The sequence below is a fragment of the Glutamicibacter sp. BW78 genome (assembly GCF_002332245.1).
GTDB classification, from domain to species: Bacteria; Actinomycetota; Actinomycetes; order Actinomycetales; family Micrococcaceae; genus Arthrobacter_H; species Arthrobacter_H rhombi_A.
This window is the reverse complement of sequence record NZ_NRGU01000030.1, coordinates 242,775-266,179: the sequence shown is the minus strand read 5'-3', so window position 1 is coordinate 266,179 and position 23,405 is coordinate 242,775. Positions and strand designations below refer to the sequence as shown.

Here is a 23,405-nt window from a genome sequence, read left to right as displayed (position 1 = left end):
CTTCCCTCACCGGCGGTGCTCCTCGTCCCTTTCCAGGGATGGGGAGCACCGCCGTTTGTGCGCTGTGCGGATGCATAACGCATCACGGGTAGCCCTGTGCCAGGCACCCTAGCGTCCGTTGGACGGCTGACCGTAGGCTCAATGCCGATGCAAGGCCCCAACCGCAGTACCCAATGGAAGGAAGCCGCCGTGGAGATCGAATACCGGCTCGAACAAAAGCGCAACATCACCGGGGCGTTCCCCGGCCCCGCCTCCCTGGCCCTGGCCGAACGTCGCGCCGCGACCGTTGCTGCCGGCGTCGCCTCCTCAGTGCCGGTCTATGCCGCGGACGCTGATGGTGGGGTCATCGTTGACGTGGACGGGAACTCGTTCATCGACCTGGGTTCCGGCATTGCGGTGACGACCGTGGGCGCCTCCAACCCGAAGGTCGCTGCCGCCGTCAGCCAGCAGACGGAACGCTTCAACCACACCTGCTTCATGGTCACCCCCTACGAGGGGTACGTGGAATTGGCGGAGAAGCTGGCCGAGCTCACCCCTGGCGAGCACGCCAAGAAGAGTGTGTTCTTCAATTCCGGCGCAGAAGCCGTGGAGAACGCCGTCAAGGTCGCCCGTGTCGCCACGGGACGCACCGCCGTCGTCGCCTTCGACCACGCCTATCACGGCCGCACCAACCTCACCATGGGCCTGACCGCCAAGGCAGCTCCCTATAAGCGCGGATTCGGGCCGTTGGCCTCGGAGATCTACCGGATGCCGATGAGCTACCCTTTCCGTGAGGAAAACCCGAACATCTCCGGCAAGGAAGCCGCCGAACGGGCGATCCTGTCGATGGAAAAGCAGATCGGTGGGGACCAGATCGCCGCCATCATCATCGAGCCCATCCAAGGCGAGGGCGGTTTCATCGTCCCCGCCACGGGATTCCTGCCGCGCATCGCCGAATGGGCGAAGGAACAAGGCATCGTCTTCATCGCTGATGAGGTCCAGTCCGGTTTCTGCCGCACCGGCGACTGGTTCGCGGTGAACCACGAATCCGTGGTCCCCGACATCGTCACCCTGGCCAAGGGCATCGCCGGTGGCCTGCCGCTTTCGGCTGTCACCGGCCGGGCCGAACTCCTCGATGCAGTTCACCCCGGAGGGCTTGGCGGAACCTACGGCGGCAACCCGGTGGCGGTCGCCGCGGGGTTGGCTGCCGTGGAATACATGGCCGAAGCGGACCTCAACAGCCGCGCCCGGGCCATCGAGGAGACCTTCTACACCCGGCTGCGCCCACTGCAGCATGAAGTGCCTGCCATCGGGGACCTGCGCGGCCGTGGAGCCATGCTGGCCATCGAATTCGTCAAGGCCGGAGGGAAGGAACCCGACGCCGAGGTGACCCGGAAGATCGCCGCTGATTGCCTGGCCGCAGGGGTCATCATCCTGACCTGCGGCACCTACGGCAACGTGGTGCGCCTGTTGCCGCCACTGGTCATTTCCGACGAGTTGTTGGCCGACGCATTCGATGTTCTGGAAGAAGCCATTCGCCGGCACGCCTGAGCGATCAAGGCGACGTTCGGCGCCGGATCAGCCGTTGGCTGGTCCGGTGCCGTCCTGCTTAAGCGCGGTGGCAGTTGCTGAGCGGCGCGCCATCCGGGGAGGACCTGGTCGGCGCAGCATGTCGACAGCCACCAGGATGATGGCCACCCAGACGAGGGCGAAACCGGCGAGCCGTTCAGGAGGCATGGCCTCTCCGAAGAGCGCCACGGCAATGATGAACTGCATCACCGGGTTCAAGAATTGCAGGGTTCCCAAGGTGCTCAACGGCAGTCTGCGGGCCGCGCCGCCAAAGAGCAGCAGGGGTACCGCGGTGACGATGCCGCTGGCCGCCATGAGCCAGAAGTGTCCCGGGCCGTTACTGAGCACCGTCGACTCATCCCGGGACATCAGCCATCCCAAGTACACCAGGGCAGGAACCGTCAGAAAGGCAGTCTCGACGGTCAGGCTGGTCACGGCCGTGGCGGTGCGCCCCACACGATTCTTCACGAACCCGTACAGGCCGAAGGAGAAGGCCAGGGTCAACGCAATCACCGGCACCGAACCGTAGGCGAAGGTCAGCACCAGTACCGCAGCGAGTCCGAAACCCAGGGCCGTCCATTGCAGCCGGGTCAGCCGTTCCTTCAGGAAGACCACTCCCAGGCCGGCGGAGACCAACGGGTTGATGAAGTAGCCCAGTGACGCCTCCACCGCGTGCCCGTTGAGCACGGCAAAAGCGTAGGTCACCCAGTTCGCCGTGATCAGCACCGCGGCGAGCGCGAGCCGTCGCAGGGCCGGGCGGTCGTGCAAAAGCACGCGCAGGTCATTCCAACTGCGGGTGAAGGTGATCAGCAGGAGACAGAAGACCAGACTGAACACGATCCGGTTGGCGACGATCTCCGTGGGGGAGGCGATCGCGATCGTCATGAAGTACAACGGCATCAGGCCCCACAGCGCGTAAGCGCCAAGCCCCTGGCCCAACCCGGCACGGCTCGGCCGTGTCGTCGTGCCGGTCATCCCCGGGCGTGCAGGGGCTTCGGGGGTACTTTCGTGGGGCATACTCTTGGCAACCCGGGGTGCCCCCGGCCTATTCCACATTCCGACACTATTCCGTGTCGGGGTTCAGGTAGGTCTGTACCGTCTGTACCGGACGCCCGGTCTGGACTAGCTGCCCGCGGCCCGCGGGCAGGGGCCGGGCACGGATGTTGTTGATCAATCCGCCCTCGGATCGGTCCCCGCTCATGATCAGCGCAGCCGTTCCGGCGTCGCGCAGTGTGGAAAAGAATGATTCATACATGCCTCGGCTGGCGCTGCGGACCTTGCGGGTCAAAATGACGTGAAGATCAAGTTCGTCGGCCATGGGCAGGTATTTGGTGAGGCGTGACAAGGGGGAGGAACCGCTGGCCGTCAGCACGTCGTAATCATCGGCGATGACGACCAGTTTCGCCTTGCTGGGCTTGTTGTTATCGTCACCTCCCGTGCTGCGTAGCTCCAACTCGGCTGCCAAAGCCGCGGAAAGCTGTTCCCCGACGATGGCGCTGCCGGCGTAGCCACCCAGATAGTCGTCGGGTACGACGTCGTCGAGTCCCTTGCGGGGATCGTAGACACCGAAGAGCAGGTCATCCGGGGTGTGCTGATCAACCAGCGTGGCGATGACATTGCGCAGAATGTTGGATTTGCCGGATTCTTCGTCACCGAGCATGATCAGGTGCCGGTCCTTGGACTGCAGATCCAAGACGTGGTTGCCGAGGTCGACTTCGCGCAGGCCCAGTGGGAACTGTCCCTGGCCCGGTGTTGGGGGCGCCTGTTCCCAGCCGACGCTGGCCGGGAGAACACGGACCTGCATGGCGGTTTCGGTGGTGTGTTCGGCCACTTGGGCCACGAGGTCTTTCAGGCCGTCGGAGAGGTCCTCGGGATCATCGACTCCGTCGATCCGGGGCAGCGCCACATGGCCGATCAACTTGCGGTCCGACAACGCCCGTCCGGGGGCCTCAGGATTGACACCGGGGGCGACCTTCCGGTCGATCTGCGAGTCTGACGGTTCGGCGAGGGCGGTCTCGATTTTGTTGCCGAAGAAGCCCTGCTGCGCCATGCGAAGTTCCGCATTGCGGTTCAGGGTGGTCACGACATGGATGCCGTAGCCTCCACCGCGCATGATCAACGCGAAGACGTTCTCCTGGATCTCTTCGAAGTCGTCGGCGATCTGCCCATAGCCGTCGATCACCAAGAAGATGTCGGCGCTGGGTAGTTCGGGGAGCCGACCATCGGCATGCATGCGGCGCATGGTCGTGAGGGAATCGATCTGGTGGTGTTCGAAGACTCGTTCACGGACCAGGAGCATGCCTACCAGTTCCTCCACGGTGCGGCGGACGACTTCGCGGTTGGTACGGATGGCCGTGCCGCCGACGTGGGGCAGCCCGCCAAGGGGTAGCAGTGCGGAGCCGAGCAGGTCGATGCAGTAGATGCCGACTTCATGGGGAGAGTGAGTCAACGCCATGGAGGCCACGACGGTCCTCAATAACGTGCTGCGCCCCGACTGGGGGCCACCGGTGATCATCAGGTTCCCGCCGCCTGAGGTGAAATCGATATGCCAGAGACCCTGCCACTGTTTGGCCGGGTCGTCGAGCAGGCCGATCGGTACGCGCAACCCGCCTCCGGAACCCAGTTGAAGGCCATGTTTGCCCGGATGGACGCCGCCAGCTGCGGCATCCAAGGAGACGGCGGCGGGCAGCGGAGGCAACCAGATTTCTTGGACCGAGCGCGGGAACGAACGCAACGTGTCCATCAGCGTGGACATCACGGTGGGGCCGGTGGTGCGTTTGGCAGCTACGTCCTTCTTCTGGGTGGTGCTCGTTTCCCCTTCCGGTTCCTCCCCCGCATAGCGGGGGACCGTGAGCACATCGGCGACCTCGGCAGGGGCCATCTCGTCTGCCTCATCTTGCCTGACGTCCTCGACCGGGCCGGAAACGTAGCCGGCCTTGAATCTCGTATAGACCGTGGTGTCGACCTTGAGGAAGCCGTATCCGGGGACCGGGGGCAAATGGAAGGCATCGGGGCTGTCCAACACCGTGCGCGATTCTGATTCGGACAGTGTGCGCAGGCCCAATCGGTAGGACAGATAGGTTTCCAGCCCCTTGAGCTTTCCCGATTCAACGCGCTGGCTGCTCAACAGAAGGTGGACGCCGATAGATCGGCCGATGCGCCCGATGGACAGAAACAGATCGATAAAATCCGGGCGGGCGGTGAGCAGCTCACCGAACTCGTCGATGATCACCACCAGATGCGGCAAGGGTGCCATGTCTTCGCCACGGGCTAGTCGCTCATTGCGGTGAACTTGGTAGTCGGTGATGTTGGCAATGTTTCCCGCAGCCTTGAGGACTTCCTGGCGACGCAAAATTTCCCCGTTGAGGCTGGCGTAGACGCGCTCGATCAGGGAAAGGTCGTCCGAGAGGTTGGTGATGATGCCCGTGACCTGTGGAGCGCCCTCGAAGGGGGCGAAGGTGGCACCGCCTTTGAAGTCCACGAGGACCATCGCCAGAACGTCGGGGGAGTGAGTGGCCAGCAATCCGAAGACGAGTGAACGCAGCATCTCCGATTTTCCCGAACCCGTAGCCCCGACACACAACCCGTGTGGGCCCATGCCGAACTGGGCGGACTCCTTCAAATCTAGGACCGTGGGACGGCCAGCGTCGTCTGGTCCCAGGGGGATCCGAAGGAACTCGGCGTCGCCACGCGGTTTCCAGGTGCGTTCTATATCGGCACGGTCCAGATTCGAGCTGAGGCCGAGCATCCCCAAAAAGCTCTCGGCGCCTTGTCCGGAACCACCATGTTCCAAGGAATCGGCTGAAAGCCGCAGCGGGGACAGTTCATGGGCCAACGCATCGGCTGTTGCGACGGATAGCGGGTCCAAGGACCCGAAGGAAACTTCGGGATGTACCGAGTCCGAGCGGTAGTCCTGGACCTGGAATCCCTCGCCGGTCTGGGTGATCCTGATGGTGATGTCGCTGGGTTCCTCGCTGCGATCGTGCACCAAGTGCAGGACCGTGAGGCCGAGGTCTCCGGGGGAGAGGAACCGGTCGGCCAAGGGGAGCTCTTGTGCCTGTGTTCCATGGGTATCCGAGACCACGACGAGTCGTGCCAGGGCCTGCCCCGCCCGACTATTCACTTTTTTTGCTTCCACGGCGATCTTGGCCCGGCGTTGCAGATCGGTATTCATGACGTCGGCCAACGACGCAAGGTCGGGGGCGATCCGGCGTTCCAACTCCACCCCCGAACTTCGGCTTTGATCCGCCAGATGCGGCAACCACGTGGCCCACTGCCAGTCGTCCCTCAAATGTTCGGGGGTGCTGATGCCCAGACCCAAATCTTCGGGGGAATGGAACGCGCTGGCCGAAATCAGGAGGTTCCGGGTGGTGGAGGTGACGAATTCGCGGTCGCCGATGATGCTGACGTTCCCCACCGAATCGAGGGGTACCGTCACCGGCATATCGGGACTGGTGGAAAAACGGCGTTTGAGGATTTCTGCTTCGGCGGCCATGAAGGAATCGGTCTGCTGGGTGGCGCCGGAAACCTCGCTGACCGTGATATCCCGGCAAGGGCGGGCCCCCGAGCCGAGCCGAACGTCCAGGAAGTCCTCGTTTCCGCGGCGACGCTCCCAGAGCCGCATGGGCGTGCGCACGATATCGAATAAAGCCTCGGGTGGCGGGGCACTTTGCCGGGCCACCCCGAGCGCCTCGATCTCGTCGGCACGCATTTTCACGCGGGAACGTTCCAAGTAGCGCATGTAGTTCTCGCGCAGTTGGGTGCGGGTCCGCACGGCCTTACCTCGGTTGGAGAACATCATGAAGATGGCGATCACCACGGTCACGATCATCATCATGGCTCCGATGGCCGCGAAGGGGGAGTTACGGAACATCATCATGGCCGTCATGGATACCGCGCCGCCGAGCATGGGCACGATAGACATCAAGTTCAGACCGGGTGCTTCGCCCTCGACCGGTGGGGGCCCGTCAAGAAGGAAGGGACGAAAAATACGCAACGGTGTCGAGGTCCGCGCGGGGCGGTGAATGATTCGCTGAGCCATCTGCTACTGGACCCCGTTGGCCAGTTCGAGGTTGCGGGCGGCCAGGACGGTGCCTGCCTCCCGATGAGCCGGAAGCATCAATGGCAGCGTGACTCGTGCACCGGCGGCTAGATGCCGGTCGTAGCCGATGGCGTGGGCATCGAAACCGAGCCGGGAGAGCCGGCCCGCTTGGTCGAGGGCTTGCAGCGCCGATGAATGGTCCTGCTGCATCACCAGCACCGTCAGGGGCACTGGCGCGAGGAGCGGGTTCATCCGCCACCTGGACAAGGCAGTGAGAGCGTCATCGAGGCCCGAGAGCGTCGCCGGGACCACGAAGAGGGCCCCGTGGCAGTCAGCCAGTGCGGCCTGGGTTTCGGGAGCTTCCAGACCGGTGGGGCAGTCAAGCAACGTGATGGGGAAATACCGGGAGACAGTGGACGCGGCTTCCCGTAGCAGCGGAGCCGCAGTCCGCTGCGGTGAGCCTGAGCGTGGCCCCGTTGCGTAAAGCCCGTCGGCGGCCGGGGCAAGCAACTCGGCCAGATGCGCGGCGCCGGGCTGGGCGCCGTTGGTGAGTTCTGGGACGATGGAGTCTAGTGCGAGGGCATCATCGATCCCTAGGCGCAGGGCGAGACTTCCATGGCCCGGGTCGAGGTCCAGAACGCAGACGCTGTCGGTCCGTAGGGCAGAGAACGTGCGGGCCAGGAGCGCGGCGGCCGTCGTTTTTCCTGCACCGCCACGCGTCGAGACCACGGCGATCCGTCGACCGGTGGTGACCGGGGCCTGCACGCCGGCAGCGAATTGACTAATTTCCGTCGCGCGGTGTTTGCCACCGAACAACATCCCGAGGATGCGCCGGAGGGATCCGCCGGTGGCCCGGACACCGGATAGCCGGCGGCGGTCGTTCTCCAACGGTGCGCCCAACGTATCGGAGGTGGGCCGGGCCCGCCGTGTGGAGGGGCCGGGAACCCCTCCGGAGCCACCCCGTCGGCTATCCGGCGTGGGTGCCCAGGGATCATTGAGTGGCTGCCCCCATGGGTCGAGTTGTTGCTCGCCCGCCGGGTGGCCGGGATGCTGAGATGCGGTCATGGAAGGTCCTCCGTGCTAGAACGTGTCCAGCATTTGGGCGTAGACGCCGAAGTAGCCGATGAGCAGGGGGATCGTGGCGACTATGGCCAGGGTTTCGAGTCGTTCGCAGATCTGCCGGATTCGTGCCTCGATATGGTCTGGCAGATCCACCGCCAAGCCCAGGCCGATCACGACGGCCAGCACCAGGATGGACAGCCCGACGATCCACACGGTGTCTTCGTTCAACCGAGTCAGTGCCCCTGCGCCGGCCAGGACCCCGATGCCCGTGGCGGCATAGAGCGCGTAGCGTTCCAGAGCCAGAGGGAAGGCCCGGGAGCGCAGCAGGGTTGCCAATGCGAGAGCCAGGAGTAGGGGAAGTGTCCACACGGGATGCCGATCATCCGTGGCGACCAACCACATCCCGACGGCAGCGGAGATGGCAGCGGCCACGGTGGCCAGGGTGAGTCCGGCATGGGCCGAGCGGATGGCGGTGATGGCATCTCGGCGCCAGATGGAGGTGCCTTTGGCCCGCTGGTCGTCGAGGGTGGACAAACCCGACAGTGACAGTGCCAAGGCCGGCAGTAGACCCATGATGAGGATGGAACAAATTGCCGCGATGGCGCCGACGCCGACCTCGAGGTCGGTATCGGTACTGGCCGATGCCCAACGGGCCAAGGGCAGGGCCACGGCCCAGATGCCGGTCAGCGTCCCCAGAACACCGGCGCCCAACAGGACGGCTCGTGGATGTTTGAGCACCGTCGCCAAGCAGGCGACGAAAGCGGCGGTGCCCGCAGCGGCCAATAACAGTCGCAACGAGGGGGTAGCGGACCAATGAAGCAGGCCAATCATGCCCGCACCCCAGCCCGCGCCCATCAGGGCAGAGGAGACGGGCCGGGACGCAGCAGATACCGAAGCGCCCAATGCCAGGAGCCCGGCCCCCACAGCGAGCAGGATCCACCAACGGGCCTCAGGCAGGTACCTTCCCAGCAAGATATCCAGGGCGAGCCAGAGCCCCAACGCGGCGAAGATCCCCGATGCGGTCACCAGATGGGTGCGGTCCCATGAACCCCGCACTTCCCGGGATTGCTCGACGACGGTATCGGAGATGTCATAGACGACGGCAGGTGGTGGGGCTTCACTGTTGCTGACGAGCGTGAGGCGAGCACCGTCGACGACCTGCGCTTGGGTCAACGTTTCCCGCGAGGGGATGGGCTCCCCGGTGGCGGTCAGGAGAACCTTGGTGGCGACGGAGTCGCCCGGGCTGTCTCCGAGCAGGTCCAGGATCTGTGGCATCAGTGTTCCCACGGATTCGGTGGCGGGCAGCAAGAGGTCGGCATTGCGGCGTTCTCCCACGAGGGTCACGCGTGTGTAGGGCTGGGCCATGACGGGCTAGTTCCCCATCCTTCCGGGGCTCGGGCTGGGCGAGGGCCAGGCTGACTGGTTAGGCGCCAAGAAAAGGATGGCAGAGCTCTGCATCTGATCCTGCCGTTGCTTCTTTTCCGCGGCCCGGGTTGCGAGCATGTTTGAGACGAAGGAGACCCCGATGCAGATGGCAGTGATCAGTGCCGCGGCGACGAGGCTGAACAGGAACTGCTTAGTCGTCGCCTTCCAGCGGCGCTCGGTCGGATTCTCACCATAGAGAAGGGCATCGGTAACCCGGTTGCGACGGACGGCGACCGACTCGATGAGTTGGTTGTCGAATTCAGTCGCCACGGTTCCCTCTCGATCTAACGATGTGTTGGTGTGAGTCCATCATGTCAGGTGAATGGATGAAAAATGGCAGAAAACCGGGAGCATGGGTAGTTCTCCCCATGCAGGACGCTTGACCCTGTTTATCGCCGTGCCGTTAGCTGGTAGCAAGCAAGGCACGGACAGCGAGGGTCCGCCCCGCATCGAGGAAAGGTAACAGGGATATGAGCTTTAAGGGAAAGATGGATGTCAATGCCATCGGCAAGGCGGCTGAGGAGGCCAGCGGTTCAGGTGATGAGCTGGTGCGGTTGGTCGAGGAACTGGTCGATGGAGTCGAAGATCTGAAGACCACCTTCAAGGGCAACGGTGCGGTCTCCTACGAGAACTTCATGGCCGAGTCCCAGCGGGTCCAGCAGGACCTCGTCAAGGCCCTCTCGGGCATCTCGCAGGGCCAGGCGGAGAGTGCCAAGCATTACGTCCAGATGGATGACGACTTCGAAGCCGGCGGCAAGGAAGCCGAAAACCAGGCGTCCGGAGCCAAAACCTCGAACTTCCGCTTCTAGCAGTAGCCAGTGCTTCGCAGTGCCTCGGGGCGCTGCTGACGGGGCGGTATCGCCTCACTAGCCCGATATACCGGTCCGGCACGGACCCACAGCAAAGGATTTGAACATGGCAGACGACCTCATTCAGTTTGACAGCGACGCCGCCTCGCGCGCCGAAGGCGACATCATCCGCATTGCCGGACGTATTGAAAGCATCATCGGCGACCGCGAATCCCAGACGAAATTCGTCAAGGACAACTGGGAGGACAGCAACTCGGGAGATGCCTACTCCAGCGTCGAAAAGGATTGGATCGATGCCGCCAATGAAACTCTCCAGCTCGTACATCGGGCGCGGAAGCTTTTGGGAGAAAACTCCGTGACCGCCAAGGACGCCAGCGGGAAGGTCCAAGGCATCTGGAGCTAATTGCTCAAGGATCGCGGTTTATCACGCTGCGGTTGAGGTCCGTCATGGGGCGGGTGGCCGGTCGGTCACCCGCCCCATGAGTGTGTGCGCTCCCACACAAATACGCGGGGCGGCGTGAGTGCAATTAGACTAGGTGGCTGTGTGTTAATTCCTCTCCGGAGTGACACATCCCAGGAGTACCGCCGAAAGGAAAAACAGTGTCCAACCCTGCTGCTGATCGTCCGCTGCGAGTCGCCATCATCGGCGCCGGCCCGGCTGGCGTCTACGCTGCGGACATCCTGACCAAGGCCGAACGAGAGTTCGAGGTCAGCATCGACCTCTTCGACAGGTACCCGACCCCCTACGGGTTGATCCGCTACGGTGTCGCGCCGGACCATCCACGGATCAAGGGCATCGTCAAGGCGCTACATAAGGTCCTGGACCGCGGGGACATCCGCTTCCTGGGAAACGTCAACTATGGCCAAGACATCACTCTGGCCGATATTCGAGACATGTACGACGCAGTCATCTTCGCCACCGGGGCCATCCAGGACGCCGACCTGAACATCCCCGGCATGGAACTCGACGGCGCCTACGGGGCCGCGGACTTCGTCTCCTGGTACGACGGGCACCCCGACGTCCCGCGCACCTGGCCCCTGAACGCGCGGCAGATCGCGGTCATCGGCAACGGGAACGTCGCCCTGGACGTCGCCCGGATGCTCTCCAAACATCCCGAGGACCTGCTGGTCACCGAGATCCCGGATAACGTGCATGCGGGCCTGGCGGCCTCCCCGGTGACCGATGTCCATATCTTTGGCCGTCGCGGCCCCGCCCAGGTGAAGTTCACCCCGTTGGAGTTGCGCGAACTCTCGCATTCGAAGGACGTGGACATCGTCCTCTACCCGGAGGACTTCGAATTCGATGCCGCCTCCGATGAGACGATCAAAACCAACAACCAGGCCAAGACCATGGTCAACACCCTCACCAACTGGCTCATCGAGCAGGAAGACCGTGAAGAGGCCGAGGAGGCCGGTACCAGGACCCCTGCCTCGCGGCGACTGCATCTGCACTTCCTGCACGCCCCGGTGGAGATCACCGGGAACAACGGGGCCGTTGAAGGCATCCGATTCGAACGCCAGGAACTCGATGGCACCGGTAACGTGCGCGGGACCGGGGACATCGTGGACTACGACGTCCAGGCCGTCTACCGGGCCATCGGCTACTTCGGCTCGGAACTCGCGGAGGTCGGATTCGACCCGAACCGTGGCGTGATTCCGAACGAGGGCGGCCGTGTCCTGCACGATGACGGGGAGAAGATTTCGGGACTGTATGCCACCGGGTGGATCAAGCGGGGGCCGGTGGGCCTGATCGGAAGCACCAAGGGTGATGCCCTGGAAACCATTGGTAACCTGCTCGAGGATCGGCTCGAACTGCCCGCCGCGATACACCCCGATGAGCAGGCGATCATCGAACTACTCGCGGAACGCGAAGTCGCTTATACGACCTGGGAGGGTTGGGTCGCGCTGGACGCCCATGAGCATGCGCTGGGCGAGGCGGCAGGCACGGTGGAAACCAGCCGCGGGCCCGTGTCCCGCGAGCGGGTCAAAGTGGTGGAGCGCGACGAGATGGTGCGCATCTCCCAGCAACAGTAGTTCCGCGAGGCCACGAGAAAAGCCCGGGATCCCCTTGAAGGGATCCCGGGCTTTTCTGCGGGTCACCGATGGGTACCGGTGGCGGGGTGCTTAGGCCTTGCCGGACTGCTCCGACGCGCCATCGGTCGTGCCCTGATTGCCTGCTGCGTAGCCATCGCGCAGAATCTGACCGAGGTTCTCGTCCACGTTCGTCCAGTACTGGAAGAAGCGCTCACGGATGTCGTCACGGGTGATTCCTGCGACCTGGCCGAGTAGGTTGTCGTGGAAGCGCTCCTTGGACTCGGCGCTGAAAACGTCACGGTACAGCGTTCCGGCCTGGCCGAAGTCGCTGTCTTCGCTCCGCAGGGTCTGCGCGGCACGAACGAGCGTGCCGTCGGTTTCCCAGCTGCCTTCGCCGGCACGCTCCGGCTCGGCTGCCGCTCCACCGTACGAGTTCGGGGTGTAGGGGCGGGTCGTCGCGTCGTTGAAGTGGTACTGCATGTTGCCTTCGTGCATGTACGTGTTCACGTGGGCAGCGTGCGGCTGGTTGACCGGCAACTGGTTGTAGTTCGTTCCGATGCGGTTGCGCTGGGCATCCGGGTAGGAGAAGACGCGGGCCATCAGCATCTTATCGGGGCTGATATCGGTGCCCGGAACCATGTTCGACGGTGAGAAGGCGGCCTGCTCGATCTCGGCGAAGAAGTTCTGCGGGTTGCGATTCAGCGTAAAGTGGCCGACCTTCACCAGCGGGTAGTCGGCGTGCGGCCACACCTTGGTGATGTCGAAGGGGTTGAAGCGGTAGGTCTTGGCGTCTTCGTACGGCATGATCTGCACGAACACGTCCCAGGTCGGGAAGTTTCCGGCCTCGATGTTGTCGTACAGGTCGCGGCGGTAGAAGTCGGCGTCGGAGCCCGCGAGCTTCTCTGCCTCCTCGTTGTTCATGTTGTGGACGCCCTGGCGGGACTGGAAGTGGTACTGCACCCAGAAGCGCTCGCCTTCGGCGTTGATCCACTGGTAGGTGTGTGAACCGTAGCCGTTCATCTCACGCCAGGAAGTCGGCAGGCCGCGGTCGCCCATGACGTAGGTGACCTGGTGTGCGGACTCGGGGGAGAGGGTCCAGAAATCCCACTGCATGTCGGCATCACGCAGGGCTGAGCCGTTCAGGCGCTTCTGCGAGTGAATGAAGTCCGGGAACTTGATGCCATCGCGGATGAAGAACACCGGGGTGTTGTTGCCGACGATGTCGTAGTTGCCTTCGGTGGTGTAGAAACGCAGTGCGAATCCACGTACGTCACGCCAGGTGTCGGGGGAGCCCTGCTCGCCGGCCACGGAGGAGAAGCGGGCCAGGGTCTCGGACTTCGCACCGGGCTGGAAAACCGCGGCACGAGTGTACTTCGAGACGTCCTCGGTGATGGTCAGTTCGCCGAAAGCGCCGCCACCCTTGGCGTGCGGGTTGCGCTCCGGGACACGTTCGCGGTTGAACGAGGCCAGCTTCTCGACCAGGTAACGGTCATGCAAGGCGGTGACGCCATTGGCGCCGGTGGTCAGCGAATGCGCGTCGCTGGGGACGGGGGCACCGCTTTGTGTGGTGGTGAAGTTCTCAGACAAGAGGTTCTCCTTCAGGTGATGGTTTCTGGTCGATGGCTGGGCGGTCTCAGGCGACGTTCTCCGGAACCGGAGCCCCGGAACCGGCAACTTCGGTGGCCTGCGCAGATTCCCTGCAGGAAGCGCATACCCCCTGATAGACCACGTCAGCGATCTGGATGTTCATGCCATGCGTATCGGAGGGAGAGAGGCAGGGGGCGTGGCCCACCGCGCACTCGACATCCTCGATCCGTCCACAGGCCATGCACACCGCATGGTGGTGGTTGTCGTCCACGCGCGTCTCGTGCAGGGCCGCGGAGCCGGGCGGAGTAAACCGCCGCAACATCCCCAGCGCCGTGAGGTCGTTCAGCACGTTATAGACGGACTGCATGGACACCTCGGGTAACTCCTCACGCACCCCGGAAGCCACCGTGTCGGCGGAGGAGTGCGGATTCGTTTCCAAGAAGCGCAGCACGGCCAGGCGCTGGCGTGTCACGCGCAGTCCCAATTCGTGTAGCTGCTCCGTGTGATCCATACCCCTATTCAACTCCCTATTTTGATGAAGTCAAGATAGGGCACGCTAAGTCGACCGCCATTGATCAAGGGGGCTGTGTGATGCCCCGGAGGGTGTCATAGGATCAAGGGTCGGTGTGCCCGCTACTCCGGCTCTCCCGCGGTGTGATCCGCGGCTCATCCGGAACACCGGGGGAAAGCGGGCCGTTAACCAGTTAACCCGGCCGTCATCTCGATGGTCAGAAGCACTATCAAGGAGTGGAACCCGGTGCACAACCATTTCAACGGTCTCAAGACGGCCGCCCTGCTTGGCGGCATGTTCGCCCTGCTGTTGGTCATCGGATCGCTGATCGCCTCCGGGACGGGCCGCTCGTCGTTCATTTGGATCTTCGCCCTCATCGGGCTGGGGACCACGGCCTATGGGTATTGGAATAGCGATAAGATCGCCATCCGCTCCATGCAGGCCTATCCGGTGACCGAGCAGGAGCAGCCGGCGATGTACCGAATCGTCAACCAGCTCTCCATTAGTGCCGGCCAGCCGATGCCGCGGTTGTTCGTCTCCCCGACGGCGGCCCCGAATGCGTTCGCCACCGGTCGGAACCCGCAAAACGCGGCCGTCTGCTGCACCGAGGGCATCCTGAACCTGCTGGACGAACGTGAACTGCGCGGAGTGCTGGGGCATGAGCTCATGCACGTCTACAACCGGGACATCCTGACCTCTTCGGTGGCGGCCGCGGTCGCCGGGGTCGTGACCTCCGTGGCCCAATTCATGCTCTTCTTCGGCGGAGGTGACCGCCGCAATGCCAACCCACTGGCCATGATCGCGACAGCGTTGCTGGCCCCGCTGGCAGCGGCGCTGATCCAGATGGCGATCAGTCGGACCCGTGAATACGACGCCGACGAAGACGGTGCCACGTTGACCAACGATCCGCTGGCCCTGGCTTCTGCGTTGCGAAAGCTTGAAACGGGAGTCCAGCGGGCCCCGTTGCCCGAGGAGCAGAACCTGGTCAACACTTCCCACCTCATGATCGCCAATCCTTTCCTCGGTGGCGCGAAGAAGCTCTTTGCTACGCACCCGCCCATGGCCGACAGGATTGCCCGGCTGGAAAAGATGGCAGGTCGCCCGCTGGAATAGCCGGATGGATCACTGACGTCAACGGCGGGTGGGCGTTGGCAGGTCCTTGACCCTGGAACGCCCGTTTGGTCATTGGGCAAGGGTTGCGTATCGTCATGGGCATAGGTAAGGCTTACCTAGACACTTTGACGCCCATCCGGAAGCACCATAATGATCGCGAATTTTCTGATCGGCCTGCGGGAAGGGCTCGAAGCCGTTCTGATCGTCGTGCTCCTTTTGGCCTACTTGGGCAAGACCGGGCGGACCCATCTGGTACCGCGGATTATGGCAGGTGTCGGCGTCGCGGTAGCCGTATCGCTGGCCTTCGGGGCGCTGCTGACTTTCGGCCCGCGCGGCCTGACCTTCGAAGCGCAAGAGGCCATCGGCGGGACCCTCTCCCTGGTCGCCGTCGGGTTCGTCACGTGGATGATCTTCTGGATGGCCCGGACCTCACGGTCCATGGCCACCGACCTGCGCCATAAAGTAGACGGCGCGGCCGATGGGAAGGCCTGGGTGCTCGTCCTCGTTGCCGCCTTGGCCGTTGGCCGGGAGGGCTTGGAAACTGCCCTGTTCATCTGGGCTGCAGCCCGCGCCACCGGCGAGACGTGGGAACCCATCGCCGGTGCAGGGCTTGGCCTCGCCGTCGCCGTCGTCCTGGGCGCCTTGATCCACCGCGGTGCCGTCAAGATCAACTTCGCCAAGTTCTTCAGCTGGACCGGCGCGGCGTTGATCATCGTTGCTGCAGGTGTCCTGGCCTATGGCATCCACGATCTGCAGGAAGCCGGCATCCTACCGGGGCTGCATCGCCTGGCCTTCGACGTCTCCCACATCATCCCGCCCTCGAGTTGGTACGGCACCGTACTCAAGGGGGTCTTCAATTTCTCCCCGGCCACCACCTGGCTTGAGGCGACCGCATGGACAGCTTATGTCGTCCCCGTTTTCTACTTCTACTTCCGGGGCCTGCGCCGCGGGAGCCCGAAGGCCCGGACGAGTTCATCGGCCGATACCGCCGTCGGTTCAAACGCCTAAATTTACGTCGCCTCCGCGAATTCGCCTCGACCCTACAAGGATCCCCATGACCTCCAACCGCGCCCTCCCCGCTATCGCCGCCCTAGCGGTAGCCGCGCTCACTCTGGCCGGTTGCACCGATAACAATGCGACCGCAGCCGGTGGCGAGGACGGCACCATTGCGGTGACCAGCACCGATGACACCTGCGAGGTGAGCGCCGAAAGCGTGCCCGGGGGAACGCTTAAATTCTCGGTAAAAAACGAAGGATCCCAGGTCACCGAATTTTATCTGCTGGCAGAAGACGGTCTGCGCATTATTGGAGAGGTGGAGAATATCGGGCCCGGTCTGAGCCGGGACTTGGTGGTGGTGGCTCCGGAAGGAAATTACGCTACTGCTTGCAAACCAGGCATGGTCGGCGACGGCATCCGGGCGGATTTTGCTGTGGGACCGGTGCCCGAGGGCGAGGAGATCAGCGCCGACCGGGCTGCCTTGCAGGAGACCGCCACCACGCAGTACAGCGCCTACGTCAAGGATCAGACCGACCAGCTGCTGTCAGGTACCAAAAAGTTCGCCCGGGCCTTCGCGGAAGGTGACACGGAACAGGCCAAGAAGCTCTACGCATCGACGCGTATGCACTGGGAACGCATCGAGCCGGTGGCCGAATCATTCGGCGACCTGGACCCGATCCTTGACGCCCGAGAAGCCGATCTGGAGCCGGGGCAGGAGTGGACCGGTTGGCACCGGGCGGAGAAGGACCTGTGGCCGCCGAAGGGCGACTATCAGGACATGAGTTCCGCCCAACGCCAGAAGATCGCCGACCAGATGGTCGCCGATACCGAGGAGCTACAGGCCCGCACCCTGGAAGTCGAGTTCACTGCGGATGCGCTGGCCAACGGGGCCAAGGAACTCCTTGACGAGGTGGCCACGGGGAAGGTCACCGGTGAAGAGGAGATCTGGTCTCACACGGATCTTTGGGACTTCCAAGCCAACGTCGACGGGGCCCGCATCGCCTACGAGGATCTCAAACCGTTGCTCGACCAGGACGACGCGAAGCTCGATGCCAGCCTCGAAAAGAACTTCACCGCGCTGCAGAAGCTCCTGGACCAGTACAAACGTGGAGACGGGTTCGTGTACTTCGACGAATTGACCGAAACCCAGACCCAGGAACTCGCCGCTGGCGTCGACGCCTTGGCGGAACCATTATCCCGGCTCACCGCCGCGGTGGTGAAGTAGCAGCCGTGGAGGAAGAACACCTCGAAGAGGCAACGGTCCAGGAGCAGGGGCCGCCGGCCCGTGGTCTACGACGCCGGACCTTGTTCGCAGCCGCAGGCATCGGCGGCGTGGTCGGTGCTGCAGCAGGTGCCACGGGGGCCGCCGCCGTGGAACGTGTTTCCACTCCGAAAGCACAACAAGACGTCGTTCCTTTCAGGGGGGAGCACCAGGCGGGAATCGAGACCGAAGCACAGGACCGGATGCATACGGCCGCCTTCGACGTCACGACAGCTGACCGAGACGAGCTGATCTCGCTGCTGAAGGATTGGACGGCCGCGATCGAATCGATGACCGCTGGCCAGCCGGTCGGGGGCCCAAAGGGGGCCACGGGGGGCGCCTATGACGCTCCACCGGAGGACACCGGCGAAGCGTTGGATCTTCCCGCGAGCCACCTCACCGTGACCATCGGCTTTGGACGCAGCCTCTTCACCCACGGAGGGAAGGACCGTTTCGGGTTGGGCGATCGGATGCCCGAGGCGCTGATCGAGCTACCGCACTTTCCCGGTGACGCGCTGGAAGAACACCGTAGTGATGGTGATCTGGTGGTCCAGGCCTGCGCCGACGATCCGCAAATCGCCGTCCACGCCGTCCGCAACCTGGCGCGGATCGGCTTCGGTCGTGCTCGTGTGCGGTGGAGCCAAATCGGCTTCGGACGCACGTCCTCCACCTCGACCGACCAGGTCACCGCACGAAACCTCTTCGGCTTCAAAGATGGGACCGCGAACGTCAAATCGCAGGAAACCCAGGCCGTGGCCGACCACGTGTGGGTCTCAGGGGCCACGGGCGGACAAGCGTGGATGAATGCCGGGACCTATATGGTGGCTCGCCGGATCCGGATGCACATTGAAACCTGGGACCGCACCTCGTTGCGCGAACAAGAACTGGACATCGGACGGACCAAACGAGAAGGTGCACCCCTTTCGGGCGGCGCCGAGTTCGACGAACCCGACTTCGATATGAAGGGTTCCGCAGGTCCATTGATTGCGGGGGACTCACATGTCGCCCTGGCCCATCCGAGCCGGAACGGGGGTGTGAGGATGCTGCGCCGCGGATTCAACTACACGGACGGCTCCGATGGTCTGGGGCGGCTCGACGCTGGTCTGTTCTTCATTGCCTACGTGGTGGATCCGCGTACCCACTACGTGCCGATGCAAATGGCCATGGCCAAGAACGATCTACTGGTTGAGTATCTGAAACACACGGGGTCAGGTCTCTTTGCCGTTCCCCCAGGGGTGACCGACCCGGATGGCTACCTGGGCGAAGGCCTGTTCAAGTCAGCGACGTAAAATCGCGTCGAAGCCAGGTTTCATGAGTGGCCGGAGGTCTCTCGCGAGTGGGTGCACGCGAGATTGATCCGTTGCTTCTGTCCCATACCCGCGCCGCTGCTCCTGACAGCACCCGACGGTGCGCCATATAACGCAAACACTCGTAGGCAGGAGCAAAAACTGTCACTGGTATTCCGTAGTAATGCATCATTGAAGTGGCGGCAGTAACTTCCTAGACTCAGTGTGTTGAATCATTGGAAAACGGCGGCAATTAACGCACGGTGCGGTCCTACGGAGACGACGGTAGGTCCGCGACAACGCTCAGGAGACGATGATTGTGAAACACGCAAGACTCATCATCAGCACATTGTCGGTGGGAGCTGTTCTCGTCGGTAGCAGCGCCTGTATTTCAGAACCCGAATCCGCGCCAGCCAGCTCGAGCGAAGTCCAGGGAAGTAATTCCTCTGGACCGGCAACCGAAACAGCGCAGCAGACGCCCCCACCCCAAGCGGAAGAGCTCTACCCCGCCCTGAAACGCACACCGGGTGAGGATGATCAGCTGCCCGCAAAGGCCGACCTCGGAAACATCAACCGCGACAGTGTTCGCTGGCTGGGTAGTTCGTCGTATACCGCACAATTTATAGCCACCGACTCGGAGGACAACCTCTGCTTCATCGCCTGGGCGACCCCGGGCCACGGGGATGCTACCCCGGTGGATTACGGAAGCCCCGGAATCCAATGCAGCACGATTCCGGAGGTCCAGCAACAGGGGCTCTCAGTACGCGTGGATCAGGGCGAGGGCTCTGATGGTCTGGTGGCCCACCTGCTCCCACCGGACATGGAGATGCCACAAGTGAAAAAGACCATTCTGGCGATCCCCGGAAACCATCAGGACCTCCGGCCACCCGTGGAAATCATGGACAACGTTGATCACTCGATCACGCTCGCCATGGGTACTGAGACCGCCGATGACTTGGGCGGCATTGAAATCCCGCGTCCGGACGGCGAAACCTTGACGTTGACCTCCCCACCGGAGACGGACAACTAACGGCCGGGGCCATCAACTGATCTCTCGTTAAACCTGAAGCCCAGATGCTGCGGGGCCGCCATCCAGCAGGACGGCGGCCCCGCAGCGTGCGTGAGGTGAAGAGCTAGCGGAAGTTCACGAACTGCAAGTCAACATCCTCGAATTTGCGCAGCATCTCCATCGTCGCCTGCAGATCATCGCGGGACTTTGAAGAGACCCGCAGCTCGTCGCCCTGGATGGTGGACTTCACGCCCTTGGGTGCTTCGTCACGGATCTGCTTATTGATCTTCTTCGCGACGTCCTGGGCGATCCCCTCCTTGATGGAGGCCTCGATCCGGTACTCCTTGCCCGAGGCGTAAGGTTCGCCCGCGTCCAAGGACTTCAATGAGATCTTTCGCTTGACCAGTTTGGACTGGAAGACGTCCAACACTGCCTTGACACGTTCTTCTGAACTGGCTTTCAACAAGATGTTGTCGCCGCTGAAGTCGAGTTCGGCTCCGACGCCCTTGAAGTCATAGCGCTGCGAGATCTCCTTTTGGGCCTGGTTCATCGCGTTCGAAACTTCCTGGCTGTCGACCTTGCTCACGACATCGAATGTGGATTCACTGGCCACAAGTCCTCCTCAAGTTGATTTCCTGCATTGGCCTCCAGCCTATCGGCAGGGGCGCACTGGGGCACCCCATCAAGGCGCCGGGAGCCAGGCTTCAGCACGTCGCCGGAGCCCGGTTGGAAAGCCGATTCGATTCTTGGCAGGAATTTCGGTAAAGTTTCTACTCGTTCCATTACGGAACTTCGGGCAGATTTCCCGAGTGGCCAAAGGGGGCTGACTGTAAATCAGCTAGCATCGCTTTCACTGGTTCGAATCCAGTATCTGCCACCCACGGTCCCAGCGCGGACCGCTGAAAACCCCGGACTCACGAGTCCGGGGTTTTCTCATGTCCGGAACCGGCCCGCGCAGAGATAGGTCAAGTGACGAGCTTCAGGCGGCCAGCTCGTTGCCGACGTGCCTGATGTACAGATCCCACAGGATGAGATGTGCATCCCGACTGGCTTTCATGACGGTCCCATAGTGGGCCCATTGCCACGCGGTCGCACCATTGGAATCCGGGGGAGCCGGGGGACAATCGCCAGGGGTCCACCACCCGGCAGGAGACCAGAGGGCGTGGATCGGGCCGGCGCTCGTGGCAGCCGAGGAGCAGTCGTCCAGCGGATGGGGAAGCCGCATGCGTCGTTGGATTCGTGGGGCTTCACCGACAGCAAAAATCTCGGACTTGGATACCTCCATCACCTGAGGCATGAGTCGTTGATATTCATCGGCCAGTTCGCAGCTGGCCCGGATGGACTCCCGCAGAAGTTCACCTTCAATCACGAACAGCAGTGTGCAGCGTGGCATGTGCGTTCCTCCTTCAGGGTCGATTCCCTCTAGAAATGAGCCTAGGTAGATGCCATGGCCCGGCACAGGGGGAGCGCCAAGCTGTGGAAAACCCCTCCACCGAACGACGCCGGGGCAGACATGCGGCAGGACGGGAGGCTACCGTGGAGGTATGGCTACCATCGACATCACCGAAGAACAGTTCCAGCAGACCATCCAGGACAACGACATCGTCTTCGTCGATTTCTGGGCCTCCTGGTGCGGACCCTGCAAGCAGTTCGCCCCGATCTTCGCCGCCGCCTCGGAAAAGCATGACGGCATCACCTTCGCCAAGGTGGACACCGAAGCCGAGCAAGGCCTAGCAGCGGCGGCGGGGATCACCTCGATTCCCACGCTCATGGCCTTCCGCGACCGCGTGCTGGTGTTTTCCCAGCCCGGCGCCATCGGGTCCTCCCAGTTCGATGACCTGATCGAGGCGGTCAAGGGCATCGACATGCAGGAAGTCCATGCCCAGCTCGCCGAACAGACCCCCGGCCAGTAGCGTAGGACGTCCCTCGGGGAGGGGCGCGAGAGGCCAGCTCGGGGCTGATATGTTGTGGATCACAGACAGTTGGACCGCAATCCCTGAAAGGTGCCGTCGATGATGGATACCGAGAACCCCGCTAGCGCCGATTCCTACACTCACGGGGGCAACGTTCCCGCGGTTCTGGAGCAGAGCATCGGGGAGAACTTCCGATCGGTGGCGGCCCGGTTCCCTGAATATCCGGCCGTCATCGAGGTAGCAACGGGACGCAGCTGGACCTATGCACAGATGGACCGGGCCACCGACCAGCTCGCCCGAGCCTTGATTTCTGCGGGGATCGGCATCGGTGACCGGCTGGGTATCTGGAGCCCGAACTGTGCCGAGTGGACGCTGCTGCAATACGCGACCGCCAAGGCGGGCATCATTCTGGTGAATGTGAACCCTGCCTACCGCCTGGAGGAACTCTCCTTCGTCGTCGGGCAATGCGGCATGCGGGCTCTGGCCGTCGCACCCTCGGACCAGAGCAGTGACTACACCGCGATGGCCCGGACCGTGGCCGCACAGGACAACCCGCTGCAGGATCTGATCCATCTGCCGCGCCCGGACGGCCTTGATCCCACCGGATGGGATGCTTCGGCGGATGTCGCCCAGAACCCCGGACGGGAGTTCACTTGGGAGTCCTTACTGGAGCTGGCAGATCAAACACCGCAGGCGAGCCTTGAAGCGACCTTGAAGTCCCTGGATCCCCATGATGCGATCAACCTGCAATACACCTCGGGGACCACCGGATTTCCCAAGGGTGCGACCTTAAGCCACCACAACATCCTGAACAACGGCTTCCATATCGCCGAATTGCTCGGCTACACCGAGAACGACCGGGTGGTGCTGCCCGTCCCGTTCTTCCACTGCTTCGGCATGGTGATCGGCAACCTGGGGGCGCTCTCCCATGGGGCGGCAACCGTCTTGCCGGGGCGGGCCTTCAAACCAGAGGAGACCCTGCACGCCGTGCAGGCCCATGGAGGCACCAGCCTGTACGGGGTGCCCACGATGTTCATCGCCGAACTCGCCCTTCCCGATTTCGCCGACTACGACCTGACCACCCTGCGTACCGGGGTCATGGCCGGGTCGACCTGCCCGGAGGAGGTGATGGAGCGGGTGATCTCCGAGATGAACATGACTGAAGTGGCCATTTGCTACGGAATGACCGAAACCTCGCCGGTCTCCACGATGACCCGCACCGACGATTCCTTGGAACGCCGCACCCAGACCGTCGGCAGGACCATGCCCCAACTCGAATCCAAGGTCGTTGACCCGGTCTCCGGAAAGGTGGTTCCCCGGGGCTCGACCGGCGAATTGTGCACGCGGGGCTACGCCGTGATGAAGGGTTACTGGGGGGAACCAGAGAAAACGGCCGCGGCGATCGACGCCGACGGATGGATGCATACCGGGGATCTGGCCTCGATGGACCAGGACGGCTATCTTCGGGTCGAGGGGCGAATCAAGGACCTGATCATCCGTGGCGGCGAGAATGTTTCGCCCCGGGAAATCGAGGAGTTCCTCTACCGACACCCCGATGTCCAGGACGTCCAGGTCATTGGTGTTCCCGACGAGAAATACGGGGAGGAGATCATGGCCTGCATCATTCTGCACGAAGGGGCCCCGGAGATGACCCTGGAAACGGTGCGCGAATACTGTGGCGGGCGGATCGCCCACTATAAGATCCCCCGCTACGTACAAATCCGCAGCAGTTTTCCGATGACGATCTCCGGGAAGATCCGCAAGGTGGAGATGCGTCAGGAAGCCATCAGGATGGTCGCCGGGAACTAGC

Annotated in this window: 20 protein-coding genes and 1 tRNA gene; 12 read left to right on the top strand and 9 right to left on the bottom strand. The window is 63.1% G+C overall.

The window, feature by feature from the left end; translation table 11 throughout:
• Window positions 1–147 precede the first annotated feature (147 nt).
• Window positions 148–1,530 (top strand): 4-aminobutyrate--2-oxoglutarate transaminase, encoded by a 1,383-nt coding sequence (gene gabT / locus CIK75_RS05690; RefSeq protein ID WP_087000860.1) that lies wholly within the window; start codon window positions 148–150, stop codon window positions 1,528–1,530.
• Window positions 1,531–1,557: 27 nt separating this feature from the next.
• Here gabT and rarD read toward each other — a convergent pair whose 3' ends face one another.
• The 5 genes from rarD to CIK75_RS05665 are packed head-to-tail and all read right to left on the bottom strand — an operon-like array spanning window position 1,558 to window position 9,346.
• On the bottom strand, window positions 1,558–2,565 hold the full coding sequence (gene rarD / locus CIK75_RS05685) for an EamA family transporter RarD (protein ID WP_087000843.1): 1,008 nt from the start codon (window positions 2,563–2,565) through the stop codon (window positions 1,558–1,560).
• A gap of 46 nt (window positions 2,566–2,611) precedes the next feature.
• Entirely contained in the window at window positions 2,612–6,589 is a 3,978-nt protein-coding gene (eccCa, locus tag CIK75_RS05680) for a type VII secretion protein EccCa (protein WP_087000844.1), read from the bottom strand.
• A gap of 3 nt (window positions 6,590–6,592) precedes the next feature.
• Window positions 6,593–7,654: a hypothetical protein gene (locus CIK75_RS05675; RefSeq protein ID WP_087000846.1), complete on the bottom strand. Its 1,062-nt coding sequence runs from the start codon at window positions 7,652–7,654 to the stop codon at window positions 6,593–6,595.
• Window positions 7,655–7,669: 15 nt separating this feature from the next.
• Window positions 7,670–9,016, bottom strand: a complete 1,347-nt coding sequence (eccD, locus tag CIK75_RS05670) for a type VII secretion integral membrane protein EccD (protein WP_087000848.1) — start codon at window positions 9,014–9,016, stop codon at window positions 7,670–7,672.
• A gap of 6 nt (window positions 9,017–9,022) precedes the next feature.
• Window positions 9,023–9,346, bottom strand: coding sequence for a hypothetical protein (locus CIK75_RS05665; protein ID WP_087000850.1), 324 nt, complete (start codon window positions 9,344–9,346; stop codon window positions 9,023–9,025).
• A gap of 200 nt (window positions 9,347–9,546) precedes the next feature.
• Between CIK75_RS05665 and CIK75_RS05660 the strand changes: the two genes are divergently transcribed.
• The 3 genes from CIK75_RS05660 (at window position 9,547) to CIK75_RS05650 (ending at window position 11,919) form a co-directional block, all read left to right on the top strand.
• A complete protein-coding gene (locus CIK75_RS05660) occupies window positions 9,547–9,885 on the top strand; it encodes a WXG100 family type VII secretion target (protein ID WP_087000852.1) in 339 nt (112 codons plus the stop codon).
• Window positions 9,886–9,991: 106 nt separating this feature from the next.
• Window positions 9,992–10,288: a hypothetical protein gene (locus CIK75_RS05655; RefSeq protein WP_087000854.1), complete on the top strand. Its 297-nt coding sequence runs from the start codon at window positions 9,992–9,994 to the stop codon at window positions 10,286–10,288.
• Between the two features lie 197 nt (window positions 10,289–10,485).
• Entirely contained in the window at window positions 10,486–11,919 is a 1,434-nt protein-coding gene (locus tag CIK75_RS05650) for an FAD-dependent oxidoreductase (RefSeq protein ID WP_096223389.1), read from the top strand.
• Window positions 11,920–12,009: 90 nt separating this feature from the next.
• Here CIK75_RS05650 and CIK75_RS05645 read toward each other — a convergent pair whose 3' ends face one another.
• Window positions 12,010–13,506 carry a catalase gene (locus tag CIK75_RS05645; RefSeq protein ID WP_086999073.1) on the bottom strand — a complete coding sequence of 499 codons (1,497 nt, stop codon included), beginning with the start codon at window positions 13,504–13,506 and terminating at the stop codon, window positions 12,010–12,012.
• A 46-nt stretch (window positions 13,507–13,552) separates the two neighbouring features.
• Window positions 13,553–14,017, bottom strand: a complete 465-nt coding sequence (locus CIK75_RS05640) for a Fur family transcriptional regulator (RefSeq protein ID WP_086999070.1) — start codon at window positions 14,015–14,017, stop codon at window positions 13,553–13,555.
• Between the two features lie 246 nt (window positions 14,018–14,263).
• Here CIK75_RS05640 and htpX point away from each other — a divergent pair, with 246 nt between their 5' ends.
• From htpX to CIK75_RS05615, 5 genes are all read left to right on the top strand, one after another.
• Window positions 14,264–15,130 (top strand): zinc metalloprotease HtpX, encoded by an 867-nt coding sequence (htpX, locus tag CIK75_RS05635; protein ID WP_086999068.1) that lies wholly within the window; start codon window positions 14,264–14,266, stop codon window positions 15,128–15,130.
• Between the two features lie 150 nt (window positions 15,131–15,280).
• A complete protein-coding gene (gene efeU, locus CIK75_RS05630; protein WP_086999065.1) occupies window positions 15,281–16,138 on the top strand; it encodes an iron uptake transporter permease EfeU in 858 nt (285 codons plus the stop codon).
• Window positions 16,139–16,184: 46 nt separating this feature from the next.
• The gene (gene efeO, locus CIK75_RS05625) at window positions 16,185–17,351 is read left to right on the top strand and encodes an iron uptake system protein EfeO (RefSeq protein WP_086999062.1); all 1,167 of its coding nucleotides are present in this window, start codon (window positions 16,185–16,187) and stop codon (window positions 17,349–17,351) included.
• 5 nt (window positions 17,352–17,356) lie between these two features.
• Entirely contained in the window at window positions 17,357–18,676 is a 1,320-nt protein-coding gene (gene efeB, locus CIK75_RS05620) for an iron uptake transporter deferrochelatase/peroxidase subunit (protein WP_198962395.1), read from the top strand.
• A 316-nt stretch (window positions 18,677–18,992) separates the two neighbouring features.
• Entirely contained in the window at window positions 18,993–19,703 is a 711-nt protein-coding gene (locus CIK75_RS05615; protein ID WP_158225903.1) for a hypothetical protein, read from the top strand.
• A gap of 103 nt (window positions 19,704–19,806) precedes the next feature.
• On the opposite strand, the gene CIK75_RS05610 is transcribed toward CIK75_RS05615, so the two are convergent.
• The gene (locus tag CIK75_RS05610) at window positions 19,807–20,295 is read right to left on the bottom strand and encodes a YajQ family cyclic di-GMP-binding protein (protein ID WP_086999056.1); all 489 of its coding nucleotides are present in this window, start codon (window positions 20,293–20,295) and stop codon (window positions 19,807–19,809) included.
• 182 nt (window positions 20,296–20,477) lie between these two features.
• Here CIK75_RS05610 and CIK75_RS05605 point away from each other — a divergent pair.
• Window positions 20,478–20,559, top strand: a tRNA-Tyr gene (locus tag CIK75_RS05605).
• A 102-nt stretch (window positions 20,560–20,661) separates the two neighbouring features.
• Here CIK75_RS05605 and CIK75_RS05600 read toward each other — a convergent pair.
• On the bottom strand, window positions 20,662–21,075 hold the full coding sequence (locus CIK75_RS05600) for a hypothetical protein (RefSeq protein ID WP_086999054.1): 414 nt from the start codon (window positions 21,073–21,075) through the stop codon (window positions 20,662–20,664).
• A gap of 151 nt (window positions 21,076–21,226) precedes the next feature.
• Between CIK75_RS05600 and trxA the strand changes: the two genes are divergently transcribed.
• Both trxA and CIK75_RS05590 read left to right on the top strand, forming a co-directional pair.
• A complete protein-coding gene (gene trxA / locus CIK75_RS05595; protein ID WP_086999051.1) occupies window positions 21,227–21,595 on the top strand; it encodes a thioredoxin in 369 nt (122 codons plus the stop codon).
• A 102-nt stretch (window positions 21,596–21,697) separates the two neighbouring features.
• Entirely contained in the window at window positions 21,698–23,404 is a 1,707-nt protein-coding gene (locus CIK75_RS05590; protein ID WP_086999085.1) for an AMP-binding protein, read from the top strand.
• Window position 23,405 lies beyond the last annotated feature (1 nt).